The organism is Nocardia ninae NBRC 108245, assembly GCF_007990755.1.
Classification (GTDB): Bacteria; Actinomycetota; Actinomycetes; order Mycobacteriales; family Mycobacteriaceae; genus Nocardia; species Nocardia ninae.
The window spans coordinates 26,832-51,673 of sequence record NZ_BJXA01000038.1 but is presented as its reverse complement, the minus strand read 5'-3'; the positions used below and the strand labels follow the sequence as shown (position 1 = coordinate 51,673).

Here is a 24,842-nt window from a genome sequence, read left to right as displayed (position 1 = left end):
ATCCGCTGGTGGACCCATCTCGAACGAGGAGTGCGTAGTGGACTTCAAGAACCTGGCGAACAAGGCTGTCGACCTGGCCCAGCAGCACGCGGACAAGGTGGAGACCGTCATCGACAAGGCCGGCGACCTGGTCGACCAGAAGACCGGCGGCAAGTACGCGGGCCAGGTCGACTCCGCCCAGGAAGCCGCCAAGAAGGCCCTGCGCGAGCAGAAGTGACCCGGCTCGCCTGCGCCTGAGGCACTTTCGACACGCAGGACCGGGCCGCGCCGGACATTCGCGGCGGTGGGTCTGACCATGGGTTGACCGTTGCCGGGGGTCCGGAACGGTCAGTACCGTGAATGGCCTCGAGGCCCGAGTGCGTCGGCGCGGACCCGTATCCGGCGCACGGCGTCGTGGCCGCACCGGACAGGGGAGGTCCCCATGCGCAGCAGCCACGAACCGGCCGGAGCCGGTGTGCCCGCGCTATCGATACTGGTCGGCCGAGTATTTCGTTCCGGCAACAAGTTAGGGGTGTCGGGGAAACGTCGCGCGAGTGCCGAACGGTTCGGCCACGCGCAAGGTAGGTTGCCTGCCATGGCGACTCCGCATGGAATCGGTAGGGGGACTTCACTCCTCAGCCCAACGGCCTTCGGGCCACCGGGTCGGGGCCTCGGCAGGAGAGTGGCTCGGGTCGGCTCATCGGCAGTCATTCTGTCGGTGCTGGCGCTGGCTTCGACCTTGATCATGGCGCCGGGCAGCGCGCGAGCACAGGTGCCGCCGCCCGACGCGGACCCGTTCTACGCTGCGCCCGCCGACCTTGCCGCCTACCCCGCGGGCGCGATCGTGGAGTCGCGCCAGAGTGCGTTGTTCGGTCTGCCGTTACCGATCTCGACGTGGCAGGTGAAATACCGGAGCACCGACGCGGGCGGCAATCCGGTGGCCGACGTGGCCACCGTCATGGTGCCGATGCTGCCGTGGCTCGGCCCCGGTCCCCGCCCGCTGCTGTCCTATCAGATCGCCGAAGACAGCCTCGGCACCCGATGCGCGCCCTCCTACGCGCTGCGCGGCGGCGGCGACCCCGGCGGTGCGCAGGCGTTGATCGACACCCCGTTCATGGCAACCGCACTTAGCCGCGGTTGGGCCGTGGTGACCAGCGACTACCAGGGCCCGCAGTCCCGGTTCCTCGACGGCGTCAACTCCGGGCGCGGTGTGCTGGACGGTATTCGGGCCGCCCGCGCCCTGCCCACCGCGGGGCTCGGACCGGCGACTCCCGTTACCGCGTGGGGCTATTCGGGCGGCGCGTTCGCGACCTTGTGGGCCGCCCAGATGCAGCCGAGCTATGCGCCGGACGTGCGATTCGCCGGTATCGCCGCGGGTGGCGTCCCGTCGAATTGGCCCGCCATCGCCCAGCACGTGGACGGCACCATGCAGGCGGGTCTGGCCATGCTCATCGTGATCGCGGCGGTCCGGGACAATCCGAACGCGGGCCTGATGGAGCTGCTCAACGACCGAGGCCGCGCGATGATCGCCGCCGACGGTGCCGCGTGCGGCCCCGACCTGGTGGCGAAGTACATGAACGCGCGCGTCGACGACTACGCCGCGGTGCCGAACCTGCTGGCGCACCCCGCTTTCCGCGCGGCGACCGACCCGCACGAACTCGGCAACCCCGCGCCCACCGTCCCGATGTACCTGTACCACAGCACCACTGACGATGTGGTCCCCGTGGCAGGCTTCACCGACATCCTCGGCCGCTACTGCGCCCAGGGCGCGACGGTCACCTCCGTGCATTCCGCGTTGCCCGGCCACAACCCGGCCGCGGTCGGCGAGGCGCTCGGCGCGATGTCCTATCTCGCGGACCGGGTGGCGGGTGCGCCGGTCGCGCCCGGCTGCCGCGCGAGGTAGCGCACAGACCGGTCACAACCCTTGTCGCGCAGACAATGACGCGGCCCGCACCGAATCGTCGAGGATTCGGTGCGGGCCGCGTTCGGTCGATACGGTTCCTACCGCGACCGGGGGTCGTCCATCCACTTCGTGGTCCCCGGCGGCGCGGCGAGGGTGTTGATCAGGTCGATCCCCGCGACGATCAGTGTGGGACCGCCCGCCACGATCGTGCCGATGACCCCGCCGACGGCCGCGCCCGCCAGCACGCTGGCGATCACCGTCGGCCCGCCGATGATGCCGGTCAGCCCGACCACCGCGCCGATCACGGTGCCGATGAAACCGCCGACCGCGGTGGCGATGCCGAACTGGGTCAGGAAGGCGTCCTGGGCGCGCTGGTTCTCGAACGGCGAGGCGATCGGGGTCGCCGCCGGGCGCGCCTGGGTGAGGTCCTTGACCACGGTCAGTTCCAGCACGCGGCCCGCGTCGCGCACCGCGTGCGGGAGCGGGAATTCCAGACCGTCCTGCCGGAACGCCAGCGGCATGGTTACCACGGTGTTCCCGGCCTCGTCCTTGATGTCGACGACATTGCCCGCCAGCTCGAACGATCCGCCGGTGAGCGTGGTGATGATGGTGTTGCCCACCAGCTGTGCCGAGTAACCGATCTCAGGCGTCGGCGCGGCGGTGGGCTGCGCATGGGCGGTGCCCGCGCCGACCGCGACCGCGGCGACGAGAGGCACTGCGGCCGCAGTGATCTTGCGGAAAATCATTCGGGTGTTCCATTCTTCATCAGGTTTTCAAGCATCGGAGAAACGGCGCGCACGTCCGATTTCCTTTCCCCCACTGCGGTGCGCGGCCACGTGATTTAGCGGACAGCTACTCCGCAGATAACTCTACTGCCTCGACGGTGCTACAGCCCATGAAATAGGGGGCAACAATCCTTTTAAATACCGTGAAACAGATTATAGCCGTTGGCTATTCATGTTCTTCTGTGCAGGACCATGATCGACGCGCACGATGAGCCGTGCGCCTCTCGTTGTCTCGTTCCGCTCGACCCGCACAGGGTCGGCACCCGTCATCGAACACCCAAAGCAGCGCCGCAAACCGGAGCAGCAACCATTCAGATTCGGTTAAGAATCCATCCGGCAACGCCACGACTGTCAGGGCCGCACCGTGCCTCGGCCCGGTCCTGGAAGCGTCGGCCTCCGGCTACAGGAGCGCGATACCGAGCGCGAAGGCGCCCGCGCACACTGCGACGACGACGATCAATGCGACGGCGTCGCGGCGACCGGGGGAGCTGGGGTAGGCCGCGAGTTCGCCGGTGCCACCGCGCGCGGTGATCGCCTCACCGAGTTCGCCTGCGCGCCGGGTGGATACGGCCATGGCGGCGGTGAGGATGTCGATCAGCGGGTTCTCCGTGGCGAGGGCGACCAGGGTGTTCTTGGGGCGGAGTTTGCGGGCGGCGCGCAGCACCCGGATCTCCTCCATCAGCAGCGGCAATCCACGCAGGGTGAGTGCGACGACCACGGCCCATTCATCCACGGGCAGCTTGAGTTTGCGCAGTGGCGCACCGAGTTTCGCCAGCGCGGGGGCGATATCGCTCATCGGCGTCGTCCAAGCGACCAGGAACGACGTGGCGACCAGCAGCAGGCCGAGCACCACCGTCTGCGCGTAGCGCAGCACCGCTTGGCCGTCCACCGCGGCGTTGACCAGCCCGCCGATCCCGAGCAACCCCCAGAACCACCAGGGCAGGCGCGGCAGCGTGCCGAGCGGAATTCGCGCCAGCACACCGATGAACACCAGAAACGCGACCATCACGCCGAGCACCGGCCAGGTCGGCAGGAACATGAGCAGACTGATCAGGAACGCGCCGATCATCTTGGTGCCGGCCCACAGGTCGTGCACCGGGCTCTGCACCGGAACCCGGCGGAACAGAACAACACTCATGCCTGCACCTCGCTGGCGCTCGGTTCCGGCATGTGCGTTGCACGCTGTAACACGCTTCGCTCGCTTCGCTCACTCATGCCTGCACCTCGCTGACGCCCGGTTCCGGCATGTGCGTTGCACGCTGTGACATGACTCGCTCACTCATGATTGGCCTCCGTGCTCGATCCGCCATGCGGGCTCGCCCGACCGGGGCGGCGGCGCTGCAGTGCGGGAATCACGCTCGGGCGCAGGGTTATCGGTCGCGGGCGCAGTGTCGGGCACCGCATCGTCCGCCAGTATCCGCCCGGACCGCAGGTGCACCGTCCGATCGCACACCGTGGACATGTCCTCCACATCGTGCGAGATGACGATCAACGTCAAACCGGAATCCCGCAGCCGCGCAAGCAGTTCCACGATGTCCGCCCGTCCTTCGGGGTCGAGCCCGGCCAGCGGCTCGTCGAGCACGACCACTTGTGGATGGCTGGCCACGATCGCGGCGAGCACCACTCGTTTCGCCTGTCCGCCACTGAGTTCCTCGATCGACCGCGCGGCCAGCGACCGATCCAGTCCCACCGCGTCCAGCGCCCGGCCGACGGCCCCGGACCCGGTGGCCCGCCCGCCCCAGTCCGCGATCTCGGTGCCGACCGTCTGCTTCTGTAGTTGCAACCGGGAATGCTGGAACGCCAACCCGACCCGGCCGATCTGCTGGGTGACCGCCTTGCCGTCGAGTTCGCAACGGCCCGAGGTCGGTTCGACCAGTCCGGCGATGATCCAGGCCAGCGTCGACTTGCCCGAGCCGTTGCCGCCGACGATGAGCAGCGCCTCACCGCGGCGCACCGAAAGGTCGACCGAGTGCAGGGCCGCCGCTTCCCACGGTGTGCCGCGGTTGTAGGTGTATCGGACGTCGCGCAGTTCGAGCAGCGGCTCACCCATCGGCCTGCGCCGCACGTCCCGGACCGGGCGCGGCCAGGCGGCCAATCGCTCGACCGCGCGGCCCTGCGCCAGGTGCACCACCCGGTCCGCGGCGGCCGCGTCGGCCTCGTGGTGGGTGACCAGCACCACCGCCATCCCGTGGCGTTTCGGCAGTGCCGCAAGCAGTTCGACGAGTTCGCGGCGCCCCTGCGGGTCGATCATCGAGGTGGCCTCGTCGGCGATGAGCAGCGCGGGTTTCCGGGCGAGGGCCGCGGCGACCGCGAGCCGCTGCTGCTGCCCGCCCGAGAGGGTGGCGGTTTCCTTGTCACCCATGCCGTCCAGGCCGACCTCGCGCAGCAGTCCGGTGACGTCGACGTCCGCGGCGAGTTCCGTGGGCAGTCCCCACACCACGTCGTCGGCGACGAGCACGCCGAGGGTCTGGCTCTCCGGCCGTTGCAACACCAGCGCGGTGCCGCCGAGGTGCCCGAGTCCAGCGGAACCGGGTCGCTGCACGGTTCCGGTGGTGGGCGGTAGCCCGGCGAGCAGCCGGGTGAGCGTCGACTTGCCGGAGCCGTTGTGCCCGACGACCGCGACGAACTCGCCGACGTCCACGGTGAGGTCGATATCGCGCAGCGCGTCGCGCACCGCGCCCGGATAGCGGAATCCCGCACCGCGCAGGGTGACCGGCAGCGGTGCGATCGCGCGATCGTCCGGCGGCGCGTCGAGCCGGTCGTGACCGGGCAACCAGGCCAGCCGATCCAGCACCGAACCGAGCACGAACCAGGAGAAGAGCGCGGTCGTCACCATGCCCGTGACCACGCCGCCGCCGACCCAGATCCACCACCAGCGCAGCACGGAATCGGTGACGTCGACGGCCACGCGCCCGAGCGGCGCCAGTTGTTCCTGGCGGTCCGCGAGTTCCTGGATGCCGCGCGAGGTGTTGCGGACGGTGTCGAACAGCAGGTTCCTGGTGGCGGAGAGCAGTTGCAGCATGCCGACCGCGAAGCCGGCCCAGACCAGACCGGCGAGGGTAGAGAGCCCGAGCACCGCGGCGATTCCGCCGCCACGCCGTTTCGCCGTGCCGATGATGCCCGCGATGGTGGCCGTCGCCATCAGCCCGGTGGTGGCCAGCAGGCCGGTGGCGACGAAGGCGACCACGGTAGCCGCGACGGCGGCGGTGACCAGCGCGCGCAGCCGGTAACGCTGCGCGAGCAACCCCATCGGCACCGCGGCGACCAGGTTCAGCGCGGCCGCCAACGGGATCACCGAGCCGACGGTGACCAATCCGACGGTGGCACCGCCCAGCACGGCGCCGAACGCCAGCTCGATCGGTCGCAGCGGCCCGTGTTCGGCCGTGCCGTCAGCTATCGGGCGTCCAGTCACGGCACAAGTCTGCCAGTGCGGGCGGGCGGTCAGTGTGCGGGCGCGTCCCGGCGGCACCCCATTCGGTGGCAGTCATGCGGCCGGAGTGAGGGTGTAATCGGCGGGGTCGAGCTTGCGTAGCCTGCGGCGATAGCTGGTTTGCGAGCCGGGCCAGTTGTTGGTGATGCGGCCCGCGGTGTTGCGGTACCAACTGGCACAGAAGTTCCACGGGGTGCGGGCGAGGCGTTGCTGCAGGGCCTCGTTGAACCGTGCCTCCTGATCGGCGCGAACCTCCAGCGAGTGCCCTGGGTGCCGACCGAGCAGCTCGACCGCCTGGCGGATATAGCGGGCCTGCGATTCGATCATGTAGATGATCGAGCCGACACCGAGATTGGTGTTCGGCCCGTAGACGAGGAACAGATTCGGAAACTCTGGCACCGTGACGCCGTTGTAGGCGTGTGCTCCGTCGGCCCAGACGTCGGACAGCTTGCGCCCCGCGCGGCCGTAGATGTGCATCGGCCAGAGGAACTCGGTGCCCTTGAAGCCGGTGCCGTAGATGATCACGTCGACCTCGTGCACGGTGCCGTCGGCGGTGCGCACGCCCTGCGGCACCACCTCGGTGATCGCGGTGGTCTCCACTCGCACGTTCGGCTGCGTCAGCGCGGGGTAGTAGTCGTTGGAGAACAGGCCGCGCTTGCAGCCGATCGGATAGTCCGGGGTGAGCTTGGCCCGCAGCTCCGGGTCGGCCACCTGCTTGCGCAGATGCCGCTCGGCGAGCGTCGCCACCAGCCTGGCGATGGCCGGGAACTCGACCAGGCCGAGCGAGACGAACTCGGCGATCGACCACCAGCCGAAGCGCTCGACCAGCAGCGCGCCGGGCAGCCGGGCGAACAACCGGTGCTGAATGGGCGAGTAGTCGGTGTCGAACTTCGGGATCACCCATGCGGGGGTGCGCTGGAATAGGGTGAGCTGGTCCACCTTCGGTTGGATCTCCGGGATGTACTGGATAGCGCTGGCACCGGTGCCGATGCAGGCCACGCGCTTGCCGCGCAGTTCGACCTCGTGGTCCCACCCGGCGGAATGGAACGCCGCACCCGCGAAGGTGTCGAGGCCCGCGATACTCGGCAGTGCGGGCCGCGACAGCTGGCCGACCGCCGAGATCAAGACGTCGGCCGTCCTGGCGGTACCGTCGGCGGTGCGGACGGTCCAGCGGCCGGTGGCGTCGTCGAATTCGGCATCGGTGACCTCGGCGCCGAACCGTATCGTGTCGAACACGCCGTTGCGCTCCGCGACGCCGCGCAGATAGGCATGGATCGATTCGCGCCCGGAGTAGCGCTGCGGCCAGTCCGGTTTCGGCTCGAACGAGAACGAGTACAGCGGGGACGGCACGTCGCAGGCGGCGCCGGGATAGGTGTTCTCCCGCCACACGCCGCCGAGGTCGGCGGCCCGCTCCAGGATGGTGATGTCGTCGAAACCGTTGCGGCGCAGCTCGATCGCCATCCCGATGCCGCCGAAGCCCGCGCCGATGATGAGGACCGATGGCCGGTTGCCCGCTGTCATGTGACACTCCTCACAACACCGAAGATAGTTCCACTGTAGGGGGCGCACGGATAGCCGATCGAGAAATTCGGCCAAGCAGGCCGCATACTGTCCGCTGTGGAGCGGGTGCAGGATCCGGGGATCCGTGACTGGAACTTTCCGCGCGGGATAGCCAGCGTGGCGCTGATGGTCGGCTATGCCGCCGAGCACGGTGTGTCCGCCGGGCGCATGCTCGCCGGAACGGGGTTGTCCGAGTCATTGCTGCGCGACCCGGACGGGCAGATCGACGCGCACATCGAACTGGTCGTGGTCCGCAATCTGGTGCGCGAACTCGCCGACCGGCCCGCGCTCGGCGTGGAGGTCGGCCGCCGCTATCGGATCACCACCTTCGGCATCTTCGGCTTCGCCTGCGTCAGCAGCCCGACGCTCGGCGAGGCGATCTCGTTCGCGCTGCGCTACCTGGAGCTGAGTTTCACCTTCTGCTTGCCCGCCGCGGAGTGGCGGGCGGGGGAGTTCGTGGCCTGGGTGCACGACGAGCTGATTCCGGCCGATGTCCGGCAGTTCCTGGTCGAACGGGACGTCACCGCCATGCATCAGGTGATGAGCGACCTGCTGGGCAGGCAGCTGCCGCTCGCCAGGGCCGAGTTCCGTTTCGCGGAACCGGCATACGCCGACCGGCTCGAAGAGGTCACCGGTGTGCGCCCGCGCTTCGGGCAGCCACGCAACCTGTTCGCGATCGAGCCCGCGGTGCTGGATCAGCCACTGCCGCAGGCCAACGAGCAGACCTGGGCGATGTGCCTGGCCCAGTGCCGGGAGCTGGTCGATCGCCGCCGGGCCCGCACCGGTATCGCCGCCGAAGTACGCGAACGCCTGGTCCCCGGCGGCGCCGACGGGTTCACCGTGCCGCCCGGAATCGACTCCGTCGCACGCGATCTCAATATGAGCACGCGCACGCTGCGCCGCCACCTCGACGCCGCGGGCACCAGCTACCGCGCGCTGCTCGACGAGGTGCGCCGCGCGCTGGCCGAGGAGATGCTCACCGCGACACCACTTTCGGTGAGCGACGTCGCGATCCGGCTCGGCTACGCGGAATCGTCGACGTTCATCTACGCGTTCAAACGCTGGACCGGTGCGACGCCCGCCGCCTATCGCCGCGAACAGGCCGTGCGGCGCTGATCGGTTACGCGCCTTCGCCGCGACCGGTTCGGCTGCCGGAGTAGGCGAATTCCCTTACCTTGCCGACGATCTTGGGCAACAGCTCCACGCCGTCCGGGTGATTGAGCATCGGGTCGAAGTAGTCCGTCCGATGGTCTGCGGCTTCCGAGAGCCGCAGCGTCAGCTCGGCGAGGCGCAGGGTCGCACCGGTCACCCCGCTCGCCAGCAGCGTGAACGAGATCGGCTGCTCGCGCAGGTGCTCGGTCATCTCCGCCAGCGACGCGGAGGTGGGCTGGCCGGTGTCCGGTTCGGCGAAGAACCACAGCGGCGCGGTCTTGCCGACCCGATACGGCATCAGGCTGCCGTACCTTGCGCGGACCCAACCACGAGCGGGTGTGATCAGGAACTTGCCCAGTGGTCCGCCGCCGGTGGTCGCCAGCGCGAAATCCCACGGCTCGTCGTGGCGATCCAGCACCCGGAACGCCAAGCCGAGCACATCCGGCAGGCTGCCCGGTGTGCCCGCGCCCTTCGACAGGCGCGCGATCACGGCACGCTCACCCGTGCCGAACAGGTGCTCGTACTCGCTTTCCGCGTGCAGCCGCCCGGACAGGTGCAGGCCGTCGGGGTGAAAGACCCTGGCATGGCGCAGCTTGGCTCCCACGGCGAAGGTGCTGCGCACTACTGAAGCGGCGAGATCGGTCATCGGAGTTCCTTCGAATCGAGGGGAACTGTCATCCCTCGACTGCCCGGACCCCGGGCGGCTAAACGGCCGCGCCCGCCTCAGTTCGGCGCGACACCGAGCCAGCCGCCCATTGGGATGCTGCGGAAATGCGTTGTCAGACTGTGCTTTTCATCGATCATGTGCAGCGCGACGGCGGGGTCGGGCGCGTAGTCCATCACGTGGTCGGGCAGGTCCAGTTCCCAGATGCCACCGAGCACCGACGCGGTACTCGGCGCCACCAGCAGCGGACGCCCCGCGAATGTCGTTGTCGCCGCGGAGTGTGCGTGCCCGGTGAGCACCGCGACGATGCGCTTGTCACCGGCGACCAGTTCGGCGAACTTCTCCGGCTCCTGGAGCGAGATCTCGTCGACGATCGGGCTGAACAGGTAAGCGGGCGGGTGATGCAGGGCGAGCAGCACCGGTTTGTCGGCCGGGGCGGTCGCGAGCACGTCGTGCAGCCAGGTGTAGGTCTCGTCGGCGAGCCGGCCGCTCGGCTCACCCGGAATGCTCGAATCCAGCAGTGCGACGGTCAGATCCCCGATCCGGTGCGCGTGGTTGATCGGCGCGGTCGAGGCCGGTTCGCCGAGCAGCGTGCCGCGAAAGGCGGAGCGATCGTCGTGGTTACCGGGGATGGCGTACACCGGGATGTCGATGTCGAATGCGAGTCTGGCCTGGGCGTACTGGTCGGGCTTGCCCCCGTCGGTGATGTCGCCGGTCACCAGGATCGCGTCCGGCCTGCGGCGCAGGCCGCTCAGAAAGGCCATGACCTGCTCGGCCCGTTCGGCGTTGCGGGCGCCGAGATCGAAATGTGTGTCGCTGACCTGAGCCACCAGGATCATCGGCGTTCGCTTTCTCTGGGGGATCGCTCCGTTGCGTCAGAGTGTGCCCGCCTCCCGTGCGCGGCACGTAATAAGGCTAGTTGACCTGCGTGTTACGCGTCGCCATGAGGCTCACCACCAGCGGAAACCTGCGCGGTGGTCTGTGTTTGCGCTCACGATGACTGCTCTTCGACGTGCGTCGCCAAGGTCTGTAGCGAGCGCAGGAAGACGCGCCGATCCGCGGCGGGTAACTCCGATAGCAGGCGATTCTCCACCTCCTGGATCTCGGTCTGGACCCGGTCGCGCAGACTGCGCCCGGCCGGAGTGATCGACACGAGATTGACGCGCCGGTCCGCCGGATCGGGTTCACGCCGGATCAACCCGCCCTTTTGCAGTTCGTCGAGCACCGGGATGATGCGGGTCTTGTCGGCGTTGATCGACTTGGCCAGCGCGGCCTGGGTGTACACGGGCTCCTTGCCGAGCCCGAGCAGCACCGCGTAGCCCCACATGGACAGTTCATGTCGTTCGAGCACAGGCAGTTCCGCCGCCATGAGCGCCCGCATGAGTGGGGCCATCATCGCGGCGAGATCGGGACGATGAGCGTGCGACATGGGTAGAAAATACTGCTTGGCAGATGATAAGCATAAGCATACGATAGGCGCGTACTTATTATTTGGACTAGTAGAGAGCAGCCATAGATGGCGACCGATTCGGATACCAGCGCGGAACTGCGCACCCTCGACGCGCTGATGAGCACCGTCGATCTCATCGCGTTGAACGAGCGGGCGGTGCGGACGAGCATCGACCTGGTCGAGCAACTGACGAGTGCGGACCTGGACAAGCCGACGCCGTGCGCCGATTGGACGTTGCACGGCCTGTTGACGCACATGATCGCCCAGCACTACGGATTCGCCGCCGCATCCCGTGGCGACGCCGATCCGGTCCAGTGGAAGCTACGTCCGCTCGGTGCGGATCCGGTGACGAGCTATCGCACCGCCGCCGAGCATGTCATCGCGGCGTTCGCCGAACCCGGCGTGCTCGACCGGAAGGTTCCGCTGGTGGAGTTCAGTACCGACTTCGAGTTCTCCGGAGCTCAGGCGGTGAGTTTCCACTTCATCGACTACGTCGTGCATTCCTGGGATGTGGCAAAGGCTTTGGGGTTGCCGGTGCAGTTCGACGACGAACTGCTCGATGCCGCGTGCCCGGTGGCCGAGGCGGTTCCCGGCGGCGAGATCCGGCTGGCGCCCGGTGCCGCATTCGGCCCGGTGGTGCCGTCATCGAGTGCGGATCGGCTGGACCGGATCGTCGCGATGCTCGGTCGGTCGCCGGAATGGCCGCACTGACCTAAGCGCCGCGCAGCAACTCGCCCGCGCGGCGTAGCAGGTCGGCGGGTTCGTTCGACTCGGCCTGGATCGGCCGCCAGAAGTCCGCGTCGGGTGTCGCCGCCAGCGCGAGTTCCGGCGGGGTACGCCAGTCCGCCGTCAGGCCGAGCCGCCACGAATGCAGGTAGGTCCGCTCGTGTGCGCCCGACTTGTCGAACAGCGGGTCGCCGACGATGGGGTGGCCGATCCACGCCAGCTGCACCCGAATCTGGTGGCGGCGACCCGTGATCGGGCGCAGCACGAGCACTGCGTGGTCGTCCCGGCGCAGCACCGTGGCGAACTCGGTGCGCGACGGATAGTTCTTGGTATTAAGCAGATCGGCGTCGGCGACGAACCAGCGGTCCGCGTCGCGGCGAATGCTCTCCCGCGGCGCTGCGATGCGGACCCGGTTCTTGCGTCCGACGCTCAACGGCAGGTCGATCGTCCCGGTGTCGGGCAGCTCGCCCGGCGCCACGATGGCGAGGTAGGCCTTCTGGGCGGTCTGCTTGTTGAACTGCCGGGTCAACTGGCCGTGCGCGCCGAGTTCCTTGGCCAGCAGCACCAGTCCGGAGGTCACCTTGTCGATGCGGTGCACCGGATAGAGCGTTTCGCCCGCCGCCGCGGCCATCTCGACGAGGTCGGTGTCGTGCCGCTCGCCGGTGACGGAGATGCCCGCGGGCTTGTGCAAAGCCAGGATCGCCGCGTCTTCTTCGACGAGGAATCGCGCGCGCAGCTCGGACCAGTCCATCTCCACTGGAACGAGCTTAGGTCGCGGCAGGCACCGCGCTCGAAGCGGTGCTCAGTGGTTCTTCTCGTTGCGCCGCAGGATGTGCGGGCGCAGCCGATTGAAGCCGCGGACGCGGACGCTGCGCAGGTTCTTGATCAGGAACTCGGGCTCGCCGTCCAGCGCCGCGGCGGCCTCGTCATCGATGAGCACCGTGCCGGGCCGGGCGACGCCGGTGAGCCGGGACGCGATGTTCACGACCGAGCCGTACAGATCGCCGAACCGCTGCAGCACCGCGCCGTAGGCCACCGCGACGCGCAGCTCCGGGGTGCCGCCGACCATCATGGTGGACTCCTGGATGGCCAGCGCGATGCGGGCCGCGTTGGCCGCGCTGTTCGCGGCGAACATCACCTCGTCGCCGACGTTCTTGACCACCCAGCCGCCGTTCTCGGTGATCGCGGCGGTCGTGGTGGACTCGAACGACTCCAGCAGCAGCGAGAGCTCGTCGGGGTGCAGGTGCCTGGTCAAACGGGTGTAGCCGACCATGTCCGCGAAGCCGACCGCCAGCTCGCGCACGGTGTCCCCGGCGGAGGTGCCCGGATCGAGCGACCGCGAGAGCGCGGCGGCGAGGTGGCGGCGCCAGGCGTAGGTGTTGAGCTGTTCGAGGGTCGCGATGGTGCCCTCGGTGGCGGTACGCACCGTTTCCTCGGGATCGGCGCCGGGGTCGGCCGCGGCGATGCGCTCGCCGATCTCGGCGAGCACCAGGTCGACCTGCCACTCCGCGAGCCGCGCCATGCCCTGACCGAGGGTGCGCGCGGTCGCCGCCTGCTGCCGGGAGTCCGCGGAGGCCAGCACGTTCAGGTCGCGGAAGTTGCGCAAGGCCGCGATGTCGGCGTCGGTGTAGTCGACGGCGTCGTCGTCCAGCCCGGCCGGGAAGCCGAGAGCGGTCCACAGCCGCTTGGTCAGCGCCGTGGTGGTGCCTGCCTGGCCGGCGACGTCGGTGCGGCTGTACTGCCTGGCCCCGTCCAGCAGATACGACTCGACGATCGACTGCACCAACTCGGACTTCTCGGTGGGCACCATGCCGGTACCTTACGACGACCATGGCGCTACTCGCCGCAAACACCGCCACCATTGGGCCACCTCACAGCGGGCGGCCCGGTCGGCGTGTCCCTGGAACGGGTAGTCGCGTGTCAGCCGAGGCGCAGCCAGCGGCCGAGCGAGGGCACCCCGCCGGTGTCGACGGCGAAGATCAGGTACCAGCCCGGTGGCGCGAGTGCGGGATTGTCCGGCAGTGTGATGGTCACCGAATCCGGTGCCGTGCTGGTGAATTCGAGGTCGACCAGGCGTTGTTCGTTGTCGCAGGAGTGGGTGCACGCGCAGGGGCGGGCGAGGTTGATCTCCCGCAGCGGCGCGGCGCTGGTCGCGGTCACGGTCGCACCGTAGGCCGCCGACTCGGCGCCGAGCTGGAGCTCGGGCTGGTCACCCTGGAACAGGTAGGGCGGCCAATACATTTCGATCCGCAGCTCCTCGGTCTTGCGGGCCGGATTGGAGCCTGCGGTGATCACCTTGCCGTCCGCGGTGAGCAGGGCGACGGAGTGGTAGAGCCGGGGGACGCGGCACTTCGCGGTGTGCATCCAGCGGTTCGTGGCCGGGTCGAAGATCTCGGCGTGCGGCGGCGCGGCGTGCGCCATCTCCTCCATGCCCGAGCCGCCCGTGGCCAGCACGGTCCGGTCCGGCAGGATGACCGCACTCAGATGCATGCGGGCGTGGTCCATCGGCGGGCCCGGCTGGTAGCTGGGGTGGGGGCCGGAGCAGTCGACTATCCGTGTGTCGGCCAAAGCCGGTGCGGGACTATGCATATCGAATCCGCCGCCGCCGAGGATCATCACCCGCTGCTGTTGCGCGGGTGGCAGCAGCACGCTGGCGGATTGGTTGCGCGAGCCCGGGTCGGCGAGGCCGGGTACCTCGGTGGTCGCGCCGGTCGCCGGATCCCAGATCGACGGCCGCATACCGTTGTTGCCGCCGTACTGGCCGCCGGTGTAGAACAGGCGGCCGTCGGCGAGCAGCACCAGGTGGCCGTACATCGGGATGGGGCCGGGAACCGGCAGCTGCGACCAGGTCTGGGTCGCGGTGTCGAAGAGTTCGGGCACCACCGAGAGGAAGTTGTCGGCGCCGAGACCCGACACCGAGACCACGTTGCCGTCCGGCATGGTGACGAGCGAGGGGTACCAGCGGCCGAAAGCCATGTCCGGCATGCGGTTCCAGGACAGCGCGGCGGGGTCGAAGATCAGCGCGTCGGGCAGGCCGTAGAACGGGTCGTAGCGTTCGGTGCCGCCCGCCGCGAGCAGCCGGCCGTCCGGCAGCATGGCCTGGCCGACGCAGAACAGGTCGATCGGCGTATCCACCGAGTCCAGGCCGGGATTCGGGTAATGCCATACGCGCGTGCGGAAGTCGTGTGCGTGGTGGCGATCGGGGTCATTGCCCGAGCCCGCGAAGAACAACACGTCGCCGGTGTGCAGCAGCGCGGCGTGCACCGGATTGATCTCGGTGCCGAAATCCAGGATCCGCCACACACCCATATGCGCGGCGTGCATCAGGTCGGTCTCGAGCTCGACCACCCGCAGGTAACCCGCGTTCTGGCCGGGCAGCGCGTCGATCGTGAAGACGACCAGCTCCGGCGGCGCACCCGGGTGAGTGAGCAAAGCCGTTGCGGCACCTTGGTTTTCGGTGAACCCCCAGTCGGGCACCGTGGACCACGTGCTCCAGCCGTCGACCGCGTGGCCGGAACCGTCCAGCCCCCAGCCGATGGTGTACACCCCGACATTGCCCTCGACCGGATTGTCCACCGCGAACACGATCAGCTCGGGCCTGCCGTCACCGTCCAGATCCGCGACGGCTAGGCCCGCGCCCTGGTTCTCCCACCCGTACCAGTCGGGCACCGCCAGCCACGGTGTCCACTCTGCCACCGACCCGTCCGCCCCCAGACCCTTCGCCAGCCGGAACTGACCGCTGTTCTGACCCGGCGGGTTGTCGACGGTGAGCAGGACCAGCACCGGTTGTCCGTCGAGCACGGTGAGGCAGATATCGGCGCCCTGGTTTTCCCAGCCGAACCAGTCGGGCACCGGCAACCACGGCGTCCAGCCGCCGGTCACCGTGCCGTCGGCGGCCAGGTCACGGCCGATCCGGTAGTAGCCCTGATTCTGGCCCGGCGGGTTGTCGACCAGGAAGATGACCAAATCCAGCTGCCCGTTGCCGGAGAGATCGGCGAGGGCGATCCCCGCACCCTGGTTCTCCCAGCCGAACCACTCCGGCACCTCCAGCCACGGCCCCCACGCGGGCACCGTGCCGTCGGCCGCGAACCCCGAGCCGACCCGGTAGAAACCCGCGTTCTGGCCCTCCGGGTTGTCCACCATGAACACCACGACATCGGTGTTTCCGTCGCCGTCGATATCCGCGACCGCGACGCCGCAATCCTGGTTTTCCCAGGCGAACCACCCCGGGACGGGAACAAACTGTCCTGCCACATTCCTATCGTCGTCCGTCCCGGCCGATCCGGCGAGACCATCCTTTCGTGGTTACCGAAAAACGGGGGCGTAGCCCGGAGTGTGCTGTGCTGGGCCGTGGGTACTCGACCATCGTGGATCACTCGAAGGCACCGCTTGTAGACGCACTCGCCGAGTACCACCGACTCGGCCGTTACGGCTTCACGCCGCCGGGACACCGGCAGGGACGAGGCACTGACCAGCGCGTTCTCGACGCGCTCGGCGCGGACGCGTTCCGCTCCGACGTGCTGGCCACCCCCGGGGTCGATGATCGCCTGTCGCGTGGCGGGTATCTGAAGGATGCTGAAAAATTGATGGCCGACGCCGTCGGCGCGGAGACCGCGTTCTTCTCGACCTGCGGCAGCTCGCTGTCGGTGAAAGCCGCCATGATGTCGGTCGCCGGCGGCAGCAAGGGCGGCTTGCTCGTCGCCAGGGACAGCCACAAATCGATCGTCGCAGGCCTGATCTTCTCCGGCGTGCAGCCGCATTGGATAACGCCGCGATGGGATGCCGAGCGGCACTTCTCGCATCCGCCGTCGCCGGAACAGGTGCGTAAGGCGTGGGACGAGCATCCGGATGCGGCGGGTGCGCTGATCGTGAGCCCCAGCGCGTACGGCACCTGCGCGGACCTCGCCGGGATCGCCGAGGTGTGCCACGAGCGCGGCAAGCCGCTGATCGTCGACGAAGCCTGGGGCGCGCATCTGCCCTTCCACCCCGACCTGCCGACCTGGGCGATGGATGTCGGTGCGGATGTCTGTGTAGTCAGCGTGCACAAGATGGGCGCAGGCTTCGAGCAGGGCTCGGTGTTTCACCACCAGGGTGACCTCATCGACTCGAAACACCTCAGCTCTTGCGCGGACCTGCTGATGACGACGAGCCCGAATGTGTTGCTGTACTCGGCGATCGACGGCTGGCGCAGGCAGATGGTCGAGCGGGGCCACGAATTGCTCGACACCGCACTGCAACTCGCCGAACGTGCGCGCACCGACCTGGCCGCCATCCCGGACATCGAGGTGATGGACGAGGCGCTGTGCGGTGTCGAGGCCTCCCACGACCTCGACCGCATGCAGGTCCTGATGGACGTATCCGCGACCGGCGCAACCGGTTACCAGGTCGCGGACTGGCTCCGCGAGCACCGGCGTATCGATATGGGCCTGTGCGATCACCGCCGGATCCAGGCCACGTTGTCCATCTCCGACGACAAGTCGACGATCGACACCCTGGTCGATGCGCTCGGTGCTTGGCGTGCGCAACACGAGGTGCAGCCGGGCCCGCGCCTGCGGTTGCCGTCGCCAGAGGAGTTGCAGCTCGAGTCCGTAATGCTGCCCCGCGACGCCTTTTTCGCGTCGATCGATACGGTGCCGTTCGCGGAGTCCGCCGGTCGGATAGCCGCGGAGCAGGTCACCCCGTACCCCCCGGGCATACCGGTGATCGTGCCCGGCGAACAGATCGACCAGGCGGTGATCGAGTACTTGCGCTCCGGTGTCGACGCGGGAATGAACGTCCCCGATCCGGCGGACCCCGAACTGAAGACGATCCGCGTGGTCGCGCGCTGACCGATCGGCGCCGGATCAGGCGGCGACCGGTACGGAACCCGTGTTCCGCCAGACGGTTCCGCGACGTTCGTAGGCGATCAGTTGCTCCACGGCGTGTGCGACCTGCGGACCGAGTTCGCGTTCCAGCAGATACAGGCCGACGTCCAGACCCGAGGTGACGCCCGCACCGCAGATCAGGTCACCGTCATCGATGACGCGGGCGTCCACCACCCGTGCCCCCGTTCGCGCCAGTGCCGTCATGCCTAGTGGGTGTGTGGTCGCTGGACGACCGGTGAGCAACCCGGCGAACCCGAGCAACAGCGAGCCGCCACAGACGCTCGCGACGGTGAGCCCGGGCCGAGCCATGGCTTCCTTCAGCAGGGCGGACAGTTCGGTGCCGAGGGCTCGGACGAGGACGGTCAGCACGCTGTCGTCCCGGTGATCCTCCGCGTCCGTGGGCATCCGGCCCATCGCGCCGGGCACGATGACCAGGTCCGCGCGTTCCGGATCCAGCCGCCCGGTGGCCCGCAACGACACCGGATCTACGCCGCTGGGTACCTCCCGCGCGCCCTCCGCGGCGACCAGTTCGACCTCGAGCGATCCACCGGTGACCGTGCCGCCCGCGCCGAGCACCTCGTAGGGCGCGATCACGTCCAGCGGATCGAATCCGTCGAACAGTACGAACTGTGCGAGCATCGAAAGTCTCCTTCTCGTCGGTGCTTACGACGCTATGTGCGGCGCCCGTCCGCGAGAAGTGGCTTGATCGTCAGGTTCCAACGGATTCTCGCCAGGTAGTCCTATTACCTGACGCGAGTCAGGAAAGCGTCGATGGCGGACCACATTTGGGGATTGAGCTGGGTATGCGTGCCGGTGCCCGTGACGGTCTGGAAGTCGACGTCGTTGGCGGCGAACTGAGCGGCCAGCGCCGCGTGCAGCGGGGACGGGACCGTGGTATCGGTGACGTTGAGCAGCAACAGGATCGGGGCGTCGTAGCCGCTGGTCGGCACGGTCAGGTAGGACTCGTAGGCAGCCCGGACACGGCTGTCGGACAACGGCTTCGACAGCAGCTCACCGATGCCGACGCCGTCCACCCGCGCCTCGATCTCCGGCTTGCACATGGTGCCGATCTCATCGAGCAGCGTCCGCCCGGCCGGGCTCAAGTACTGATCGAAGTCGATGTCGGGTCGCGCGGCTCGGAAGCCGGCGAAAATGCTCGTCAAGAAGCCCAATGTTTCCGACGTTCCCGGCACGGTCGGAATAGCGGGACCCGCTATGGGCAGTGCCTTTTCGACATCGGACTCCGGATCGATCGCGATGGTGCCGCGGTAGTCGAGGTCGGGGGCGTAACTCGACTGGAGGTGTCCGGTGCCCAGTGCCGCCTGGCCGCCCTGTGAGGGGCCCATCGCGGCCCAGGTGCGCGACAGTTCGGGGTGCGCGGAGCGGGCGGCGCGCAGCAGATCGATGGTGGCCGTCGCCTCGGTCTTCAGCTCGAGGTACGGGTGCGGGCCGGTGTCGAAAAGGCCGAGCCCGAGGTAGTCGGGAGCCACCACCGCGAAGCCTTGGTCGATCAGGCGCAGCATGATGTCGTCTTCCTCGGTATGCCAATGCGAGTGCGGCGCCGTGCTCGGATCGGATTCGCCACCGCACCCGCGCCCGAGGCCCGTGGTCCCGTGATCGAACGCGATGACCGGCCACCCGCCCGACGGCGGCGTGCCCGTCGGCACGAACAGGGCCCCGCTGGCCTGCTGCGGCGTGCCGTCCGACCCGGCCATCCAGTAGGTGATGACCGACCCGTTCGGCATCGGCCGCCAGCCGTCGGCCTGCGGGATCGAGTCGATCAGCATCCCCGGAGCTTCCGCTGTGGCCGGTGCGGCCTGGAGACCGAGCAGGACGCTCGCCGAGGCGGTGGCCAGGGCTACCGCACTCTTCCAACCACGAATAACGCGCATCGAAGACTTCTCCTTGTGCTGGGCCGGCGACCAGGTGAAGAGCAGCTCAGGACGGTTACGCAGGTACTGCGGCGAGCGAAAGCAAACTGCAAGCAAATCCACGGTACTCCGCGCTGAGTCGGGTCGTCGTGCACCGTGGGGTCGAGTCGCTGTGGGTGGTCAGCGGGGTATGTCCAGCTCGATCGCGGCGACCCGGAGCGCTTCGGCGGTCCGGGTCGCCGCGTCGCCGAGTGGGGACGGAAGGTGCGCCAGCAACAAGCGCCGCTGTTCCTGTGGGCCGCCGCGGACCGGCAGGATGCGCACGCCGGGTGGTGCGGCGGGAGCAAGGATGGCGGGGAGGGTGGTGAGTCCGCAACCCGCGGCGACCAATTGGAGCTTGGCCAGCCAATCGCGTGCGGTGTGCGTGATCTCGGGGCGCTCGTCCAGTCCGGGCCAGACGCCCATCAGCCGGTCGTCCGTGGTGTTCGGCCCGGCGATCCACTGCTGGCCGTGCAGGTCGGCGACGTCGATGTAGTCGCCGCGCGCGAGTGCGTGCGTGGCGGGTACGGCCACGCACAGGCTGCGCTCGGTGAGGGTTTGCAGGATGAGGGCGGGAGACTCGGTATCCGGCGGCCGAAACGGTGGCTCGGAGCCGAGGAGAGCGAGGTCCACGCTGCCCGCGCGCAAGGCGCGGACCAGTGCCGGTGTGCTGCCTTCCCGGCCCAGTACGGTGATGCCGGGATGGGTTCGGCGCAGTGCCGCAATGGCTTTCGGTAACAGAGCGGCGCCAGCACTGGGGAACCAGCCCACCCGCACCGTCGCTGTTTGGGCGGGCAGTCCGGACAGTTCGCGGGCGGTCGCGTCGATCTGCTCTAACACTGTGGTGGCTCGGCGCAACACGAGATGCCCTGCCGCCGTGAGTTTTACGCCGTCACGGCGACGCTCGAGCAGTTCCGTGCCCGCCATACGCTCAACCGACGCGATCTGCCGGGAGACCGCGGACTGGGTGTAACCGAGTGAGCCCGCCGCCGCGGTGAAGGTGCCCTGCTCGGCGACGGCGCGGAAGACGCGCAGCGCGGTGAGCGAGACGTCGGTGAAGTCCATGAGTTTTACGCATACCAGGCATGCCTGACTTTCGTTGGACTCATGGCTGGGGCGTTCCTAGTTTGGAGTCATGAATGTCGCACGTATTGCCCTGGTGACCGGGGCGAATCAAGGTTTGGGGCGGGCGCTAGCCGAAGGGCTGGCGGCTCGGATGGACCCGGCTGATCTGGTGTTGCTCACCGGACGCAATGCGCGGCGAGTTGCGGATGCCGCAGCCGAGGTTGCGGCGGCATCCGGCACCCGGAGCCAGGTGCAGGGCCGGGTGCTCGATGTTGCCGATACTGCGGGCATCGCTGATTTCGCCGCGGAGCTGCGGGACAGCTACGGCGGTGTGGACATTGTGTTCTCCAACGCCATTACTCGGCTCACCCCCGACCGGTCGCAATCGGCGATGGCCGATGAATTCATCGATGTCTCCAACACCGCGACGCATGCCATCCTGCGCAGCTTCGGCCCGATCCTGCGGCCCGGTGGGCGATTGCTCGTGGTGGCAAGCACATTGGGTGCGCTGGGGCACTTGCCTGAGCGACTGCGGCCACTGTTCGACGGTGCCACTCTCGACCAGGTCGAGGAGGCTGTCGAAACTTGGCGCGGTGCAATACATTCGAAGACCGCGCAGGAGGCAGGGTGGCCGCGCTGGCTGAACGTGCCGTCGAAGGTGGCTCAGGTTGCCGCTGTGCGCGCGGTGGCCGCTGAGCGTCGCGACAGTGACTTGGCCAGTGGCACTTTGGTCGCCGCGGTGTGTCCCGGCATGGTCGACACCGCGACGTCGCGGCCGTGGTTCAGCGATTTCAGCCACGCGCAGACACCGGCCGAGGCGGCCCGCGCTGTGCTCGATCTGGCGTTGACGCCGGGCATTGATCCAGCGCTGTATGGAGAACTGATTCGTTTTGGTCAGGTCGTGCCTTGGTATTCCGGGAAGCCGCCTGTTGAACAGGACCTGCTGCTTACTCCGTGAAGTGCTCGGCATCAGTCGAGCAAGGTGGTTGAGCTCCTGCGGTTCTCGGTCATCGAGATGAGTCGTGTGCGTTGAGTATGTGGCGACTATTCGACGGTGCTCACTGCTTTGCTGAGGAGCTCAGTGGCGCGGCGACGGCCGCGATGAGATGGGTCGAGTCGGCTCGGCGGGCCAGGGTGAGGGCTTGCCGCCGGTGCGTTGCGGCGGCTTCCGGATTGCCGAGAGCGGTGGCCATTTCGGCGAGGTAGTAGGCGACAGGTTCGAGGGTGATCAGGCCGCTGCCCGCGCCGGCGAGTTCGGTTGCGGCCGGGAGGAGTTGGTCGTAGCAGCGCTGCATGGTCGATGTGTCGCCGAGGGCGTGGGCGGCGCGGGCTACGAGGGAGGTGCGTAGTTCGAGCAGCAGGTCGCGTGGGGAATGGGGGACTTCTTGCAGGGCGGCGGCAGCTTCGTCACGAAGGCCTTTGTCCAACAAGATGATCGGGCGGGCCCATGGTTCGTATGGACCCCAGGCCGCTGTGTCGTCGCCGGGCGGCAGTCGGTGTTGGAGTCGCAGGCACAGCAGTGCGAGCGGGAGGAGGCCCTGTTCGACGCCGGGCATGCCGCTGCCGGTGAGCATCCTGGCGGCGGTGCGGTAAGCGGTCTCGGCGGCGTGGTGGGTGCCGGTGAGTGCGGTGCGCAGCGCGGCGTACCAATGGGTGAAGACGCTGACCATCGGTAGCTCGTATTCGGTGGACAGCTGGTCGGCTGCGGCCGCATGTGCGTCTGCTGATGCGAGATCGGCGATAGCGCAGTCTGATTGGAGGCTGATCAGGCTGCCGAGCACCTCGAAGGTGACCAGCCGGTGCTGTCGTGCGACAGCGGTGAGTTCGTCGCTGATGTGAGCGCGTTCCGCACTCAGGCCGGTGCTCTGGAAGGTATGCATGAAACGGCCGTTGAGGGCGAAGGCCAGCAGGGCGGGTTCGTCGAGCTCCCTGGCGATTGCCTCGGCTTCCTCGGCGGCGCGTAGACCACGGTCGTCGTCTGCGCCGCGCAGTTCGAGGGCAACCGTCGTGCACAGCCTGGCGCGCAGCTCACGCTGTTCGGCGGGCAGGATCGCGAGGATGCGTTCGGCCGCGGCGACGATGTCGCGTGCGAGGGCGGGGTCGTCGTTGGTGGTCCAGATAGCGGGAACGTCGAAAGCGCTGATCACTCGCGCGGCCTGTACTGGATCGGCCCACTGTCCGGCCTGTGTGATGGCCAGCCCGCGGTAATGCCTCGCCTCGGCCAGGTTGCCGGTGACTGCGAGCGCCCGAGCGAGTCCGGTGACCGCGTCGAGTCGCGCGGCCGGATCGGGCCGGGGCATCCGGTCGAAGGCTTCGAGGGCCGCGCGCCATTGCCGCACCGCCTCGGCGAGTGCGAAGCCTCGTTCCGCCGCCACCGCCGCGGCGCCCGCGTACCGGGCTGCGCTCGCCGCGGTGGCCCGGCTGTTCGCGCGGACGAAATGATGTGCCAAGACGGAAACGTCTGCGATGCCGACCTTTTCGAGTAGCTCGCCGATCTCGCCATGCCACCTGGCCCGGCGCGGACCGCTGATGTCGCGGTACACGGTGTCGCGTACCAGCGCGTGGGTGAATCGCAGTGATCCCTCGGGCGATTCGGTGAACAGCCCTGCAGTCAGCGAAAACTCGAGGTCGTCGAGGGCACGGGCCGCGTCGCCTGCGAGCTCGATGAGGATCTCGCGGTCGACCTCCTCGCCGAGTACGGCGGCCTGCTGGACGAGGGTCTGCGCGGACTGCGGCAGCATCGCCATGCGATGCCGGATGACCTCGCGCACGCCCGCCGGGATGGTGTCGAGTGCGTCGGACCCCTCGTCGCGAAGCAACCGGGCCAGCTCGCGAACGAAGAACGGATTTCCATTGCCGCGCCGGTGAATTCGGCGGCCGTCGCGCTCGGCGATATCCGGTCCGGCGATTGCGCGTACCAGGGCAACGGTGTCGTTTTCGGGCAAGCCGCTGAGGTACACGCGAACCGGCTCGGCGGGAGCCATCTTCGCCAGCGCGGCAGTGAGTTCGGTGGTGATGTCGGTGCTGCGGTACGTCGCCAGTATCAGCACCGGGGCCGCGATACCGCCGGTGACGAGCACGGAGAGCAGGTCCAGGGTTTCCGAACCGGCGTTGTGTATGTCATCGAATACCAGCAGGACCGGCGTGCGTTGCGCCACCGACGCGAGATAGTCGGCCGCGGCACGATGGAACACGAAGCGCGCCTCGATCGGATCTGTGGGTGCGCCTTCGTTGTTCGGTCGTTCGTCGCTATTCGCTGGAGGACGCTCGTGTGCTGCCCCTGCGGAGGTCAGCGCCGCGAGGATCCTGGTCCAGGCCCAGCCGGGTGGAACGCCGAGGTCGGCCGGACTCTCGCCGCGCGCGACGATCCAGCCATCGTCGGTCAACGCCGACGAAACTTCTTCGGCAAGAGCGCTTTTACCGGCTCCCGCCTCGCCCGCCAGTAGCACCAGCCGGGTGCGGCCGTGTCGGGCTACTTCGTTCGCAACGTGCTGTATGGCGGCGAACTCCTGCCGGCGCCCGACGAAATCCTTTCCGGGCGGCAATGTTCGGGCGGGTACGGCCGAGGAAAGCAGGTGCGGCGCGTGCGCCAGGATGTCCGCCTCCACCCGCTGGAGTTCAGGCCCGGGATCGGTGCCCAACTCGCTACGCAGCAGGTGCCGGATGCGGCGCAAGGCGGCAAGCGCGTCGCTCTGCCTGCCGGATCGATAAAGCGCGACAGCGAGCAGCTGCCAAGCGTGTTCGCGCAAAGGATGGTCGGCGAGCAGCGCATTCAGCGCCGATTCGGCCTCGGCGGGCCGTGCGAGCTCGATCAGCGCGGCAGCCCGATGTTCGACCGCCAGCAGTCGCAGCCCGTCGAGCCGGTCGACTTCGGCACGCGCCCAACCCTGTTCGGCGAATTCCGCGTAGGCGGGTCCACGCCACAGTGCCGCCGCCACGTCGGCCATCGTCAATGCCCGCTCGAAGTACTTCGCGGCGAGTAGTTCTGCTGTCCGCGCGACGGCGGCCTCGAATCGGTCCGCATCCACCGCATCCGGCTCGGTGCGCAACGCGTATCCCGGCGCGACGGTCACCAGCACCTGTGCCGGTGTACGTGGTGCGCGGTCGGGTTCCAGCACCCGCCGCAGCTCGGCGACGAACGTCTGGATCGCGCCCACCGCACCGCTCGGCGGCCGTTCCCACAGGTCGTCGATCAACTGATCCACCGTGACCATGCGCCCCCGCGCGACGAGCAACCGTGCGAGCACCGCGCGATGCTTCGACCCCTTCAGCGGCAGTGGCGTCCCGGCGCGCTCGGCGCCGATGGGCCCGAGAACACCGAAGTTCAGCTGCGCCACGCGCCCGCCGACGCCGT

20 protein-coding genes are annotated in these 24,842 nt (G+C 68.5%); 6 read left to right on the top strand and 14 right to left on the bottom strand.

Annotated features, from left to right (window positions below):
• Window positions 1-37 precede the first annotated feature (37 nt).
• Window positions 38-217, top strand: a complete 180-nt coding sequence (locus NN4_RS25070) for an antitoxin (protein WP_107654067.1) — start codon at window positions 38-40, stop codon at window positions 215-217.
• 480 nt (window positions 218-697) lie between these two features.
• Window positions 698-1,882, top strand: coding sequence for a lipase family protein (locus NN4_RS25065; protein ID WP_186818624.1), 1,185 nt, complete (start codon window positions 698-700; stop codon window positions 1,880-1,882).
• A 98-nt stretch (window positions 1,883-1,980) separates the two neighbouring features.
• On the opposite strand, the gene NN4_RS25060 is transcribed toward NN4_RS25065, so the two are convergent.
• From NN4_RS25060 to NN4_RS25045, 4 genes are all read right to left on the bottom strand, one after another.
• Window positions 1,981-2,628, bottom strand: coding sequence for a DUF8020 domain-containing protein (locus tag NN4_RS25060; RefSeq protein WP_147136090.1), 648 nt, complete (start codon window positions 2,626-2,628; stop codon window positions 1,981-1,983).
• A 439-nt stretch (window positions 2,629-3,067) separates the two neighbouring features.
• Window positions 3,068-3,805 carry a CbiQ family ECF transporter T component gene (locus tag NN4_RS25055; RefSeq protein WP_147136087.1) on the bottom strand — a complete coding sequence of 246 codons (738 nt, stop codon included), beginning with the start codon at window positions 3,803-3,805 and terminating at the stop codon, window positions 3,068-3,070.
• 141 nt (window positions 3,806-3,946) lie between these two features.
• Window positions 3,947-6,079, bottom strand: coding sequence for an ABC transporter ATP-binding protein (locus NN4_RS25050; RefSeq protein ID WP_147136085.1), 2,133 nt, complete (start codon window positions 6,077-6,079; stop codon window positions 3,947-3,949).
• Between the two features lie 72 nt (window positions 6,080-6,151).
• On the bottom strand, window positions 6,152-7,618 hold the full coding sequence (locus tag NN4_RS25045) for a flavin-containing monooxygenase (RefSeq protein WP_147136082.1): 1,467 nt from the start codon (window positions 7,616-7,618) through the stop codon (window positions 6,152-6,154).
• 96 nt (window positions 7,619-7,714) lie between these two features.
• Between NN4_RS25045 and NN4_RS25040 the strand changes: the two genes are divergently transcribed.
• The gene (locus NN4_RS25040; protein WP_147136079.1) at window positions 7,715-8,773 is read left to right on the top strand and encodes an AraC family transcriptional regulator; all 1,059 of its coding nucleotides are present in this window, start codon (window positions 7,715-7,717) and stop codon (window positions 8,771-8,773) included.
• 4 nt (window positions 8,774-8,777) lie between these two features.
• On the opposite strand, the gene NN4_RS25035 is transcribed toward NN4_RS25040, so the two are convergent.
• From NN4_RS25035 to NN4_RS25025, 3 genes are all read right to left on the bottom strand, one after another.
• Window positions 8,778-9,455, bottom strand: a complete 678-nt coding sequence (locus NN4_RS25035) for a phosphodiesterase (protein ID WP_147136076.1) — start codon at window positions 9,453-9,455, stop codon at window positions 8,778-8,780.
• 77 nt (window positions 9,456-9,532) lie between these two features.
• A complete protein-coding gene (locus NN4_RS25030; RefSeq protein WP_147136073.1) occupies window positions 9,533-10,312 on the bottom strand; it encodes a metallophosphoesterase in 780 nt (259 codons plus the stop codon).
• Window positions 10,313-10,464: 152 nt separating this feature from the next.
• Entirely contained in the window at window positions 10,465-10,902 is a 438-nt protein-coding gene (locus NN4_RS25025) for a MarR family winged helix-turn-helix transcriptional regulator (protein WP_147136070.1), read from the bottom strand.
• 87 nt (window positions 10,903-10,989) lie between these two features.
• On the opposite strand from NN4_RS25025, the gene NN4_RS25020 reads away from it, so the two are divergent.
• Window positions 10,990-11,634 (top strand): TIGR03086 family metal-binding protein, encoded by a 645-nt coding sequence (locus NN4_RS25020; RefSeq protein WP_147136067.1) that lies wholly within the window; start codon window positions 10,990-10,992, stop codon window positions 11,632-11,634.
• A 1-nt stretch (window position 11,635) separates the two neighbouring features.
• Here NN4_RS25020 and NN4_RS25015 read toward each other — a convergent pair whose 3' ends face one another.
• The 3 genes from NN4_RS25015 to NN4_RS25005 all read right to left on the bottom strand — a co-directional run bounded on the left by NN4_RS25015 (window position 11,636) and on the right by NN4_RS25005 (window position 15,903).
• Entirely contained in the window at window positions 11,636-12,400 is a 765-nt protein-coding gene (locus NN4_RS25015; RefSeq protein ID WP_147136161.1) for a pseudouridine synthase family protein, read from the bottom strand.
• A gap of 51 nt (window positions 12,401-12,451) precedes the next feature.
• Window positions 12,452-13,459: an adenylate/guanylate cyclase domain-containing protein gene (locus NN4_RS25010; RefSeq protein ID WP_147136064.1), complete on the bottom strand. Its 1,008-nt coding sequence runs from the start codon at window positions 13,457-13,459 to the stop codon at window positions 12,452-12,454.
• Window positions 13,460-13,569: 110 nt separating this feature from the next.
• The gene (locus NN4_RS25005) at window positions 13,570-15,903 is read right to left on the bottom strand and encodes a galactose oxidase-like domain-containing protein (RefSeq protein ID WP_147136062.1); all 2,334 of its coding nucleotides are present in this window, start codon (window positions 15,901-15,903) and stop codon (window positions 13,570-13,572) included.
• Between the two features lie 113 nt (window positions 15,904-16,016).
• Between NN4_RS25005 and NN4_RS25000 the strand changes: the two genes are divergently transcribed.
• Complete coding sequence (locus tag NN4_RS25000; RefSeq protein ID WP_147136059.1) at window positions 16,017-17,477, top strand: aminotransferase class I/II-fold pyridoxal phosphate-dependent enzyme; 1,461 nt, start codon at window positions 16,017-16,019, stop codon at window positions 17,475-17,477.
• Window positions 17,478-17,492: 15 nt separating this feature from the next.
• Here NN4_RS25000 and NN4_RS24995 read toward each other — a convergent pair whose 3' ends face one another.
• The 3 genes from NN4_RS24995 to NN4_RS24985 form a co-directional block, all read right to left on the bottom strand.
• Window positions 17,493-18,152, bottom strand: coding sequence for a DJ-1/PfpI family protein (locus NN4_RS24995; protein WP_147136056.1), 660 nt, complete (start codon window positions 18,150-18,152; stop codon window positions 17,493-17,495).
• 104 nt (window positions 18,153-18,256) lie between these two features.
• A complete protein-coding gene (locus tag NN4_RS24990) occupies window positions 18,257-19,405 on the bottom strand; it encodes a lipase family protein (protein WP_246181069.1) in 1,149 nt (382 codons plus the stop codon).
• Between the two features lie 159 nt (window positions 19,406-19,564).
• A complete protein-coding gene (locus tag NN4_RS24985; protein WP_147136053.1) occupies window positions 19,565-20,488 on the bottom strand; it encodes a LysR family transcriptional regulator in 924 nt (307 codons plus the stop codon).
• 70 nt (window positions 20,489-20,558) lie between these two features.
• Between NN4_RS24985 and NN4_RS24980 the strand changes: the two genes are divergently transcribed.
• Entirely contained in the window at window positions 20,559-21,446 is an 888-nt protein-coding gene (locus NN4_RS24980) for an SDR family NAD(P)-dependent oxidoreductase (protein ID WP_147136050.1), read from the top strand.
• A gap of 100 nt (window positions 21,447-21,546) precedes the next feature.
• Here the strand turns inward: NN4_RS24980 and NN4_RS24975 are convergent, their stop codons facing one another.
• Window positions 21,547-24,825 (bottom strand): ATP-binding protein, encoded by a 3,279-nt coding sequence (locus NN4_RS24975; protein WP_222595158.1) that lies wholly within the window; start codon window positions 24,823-24,825, stop codon window positions 21,547-21,549.
• Window positions 24,826-24,842 lie beyond the last annotated feature (17 nt).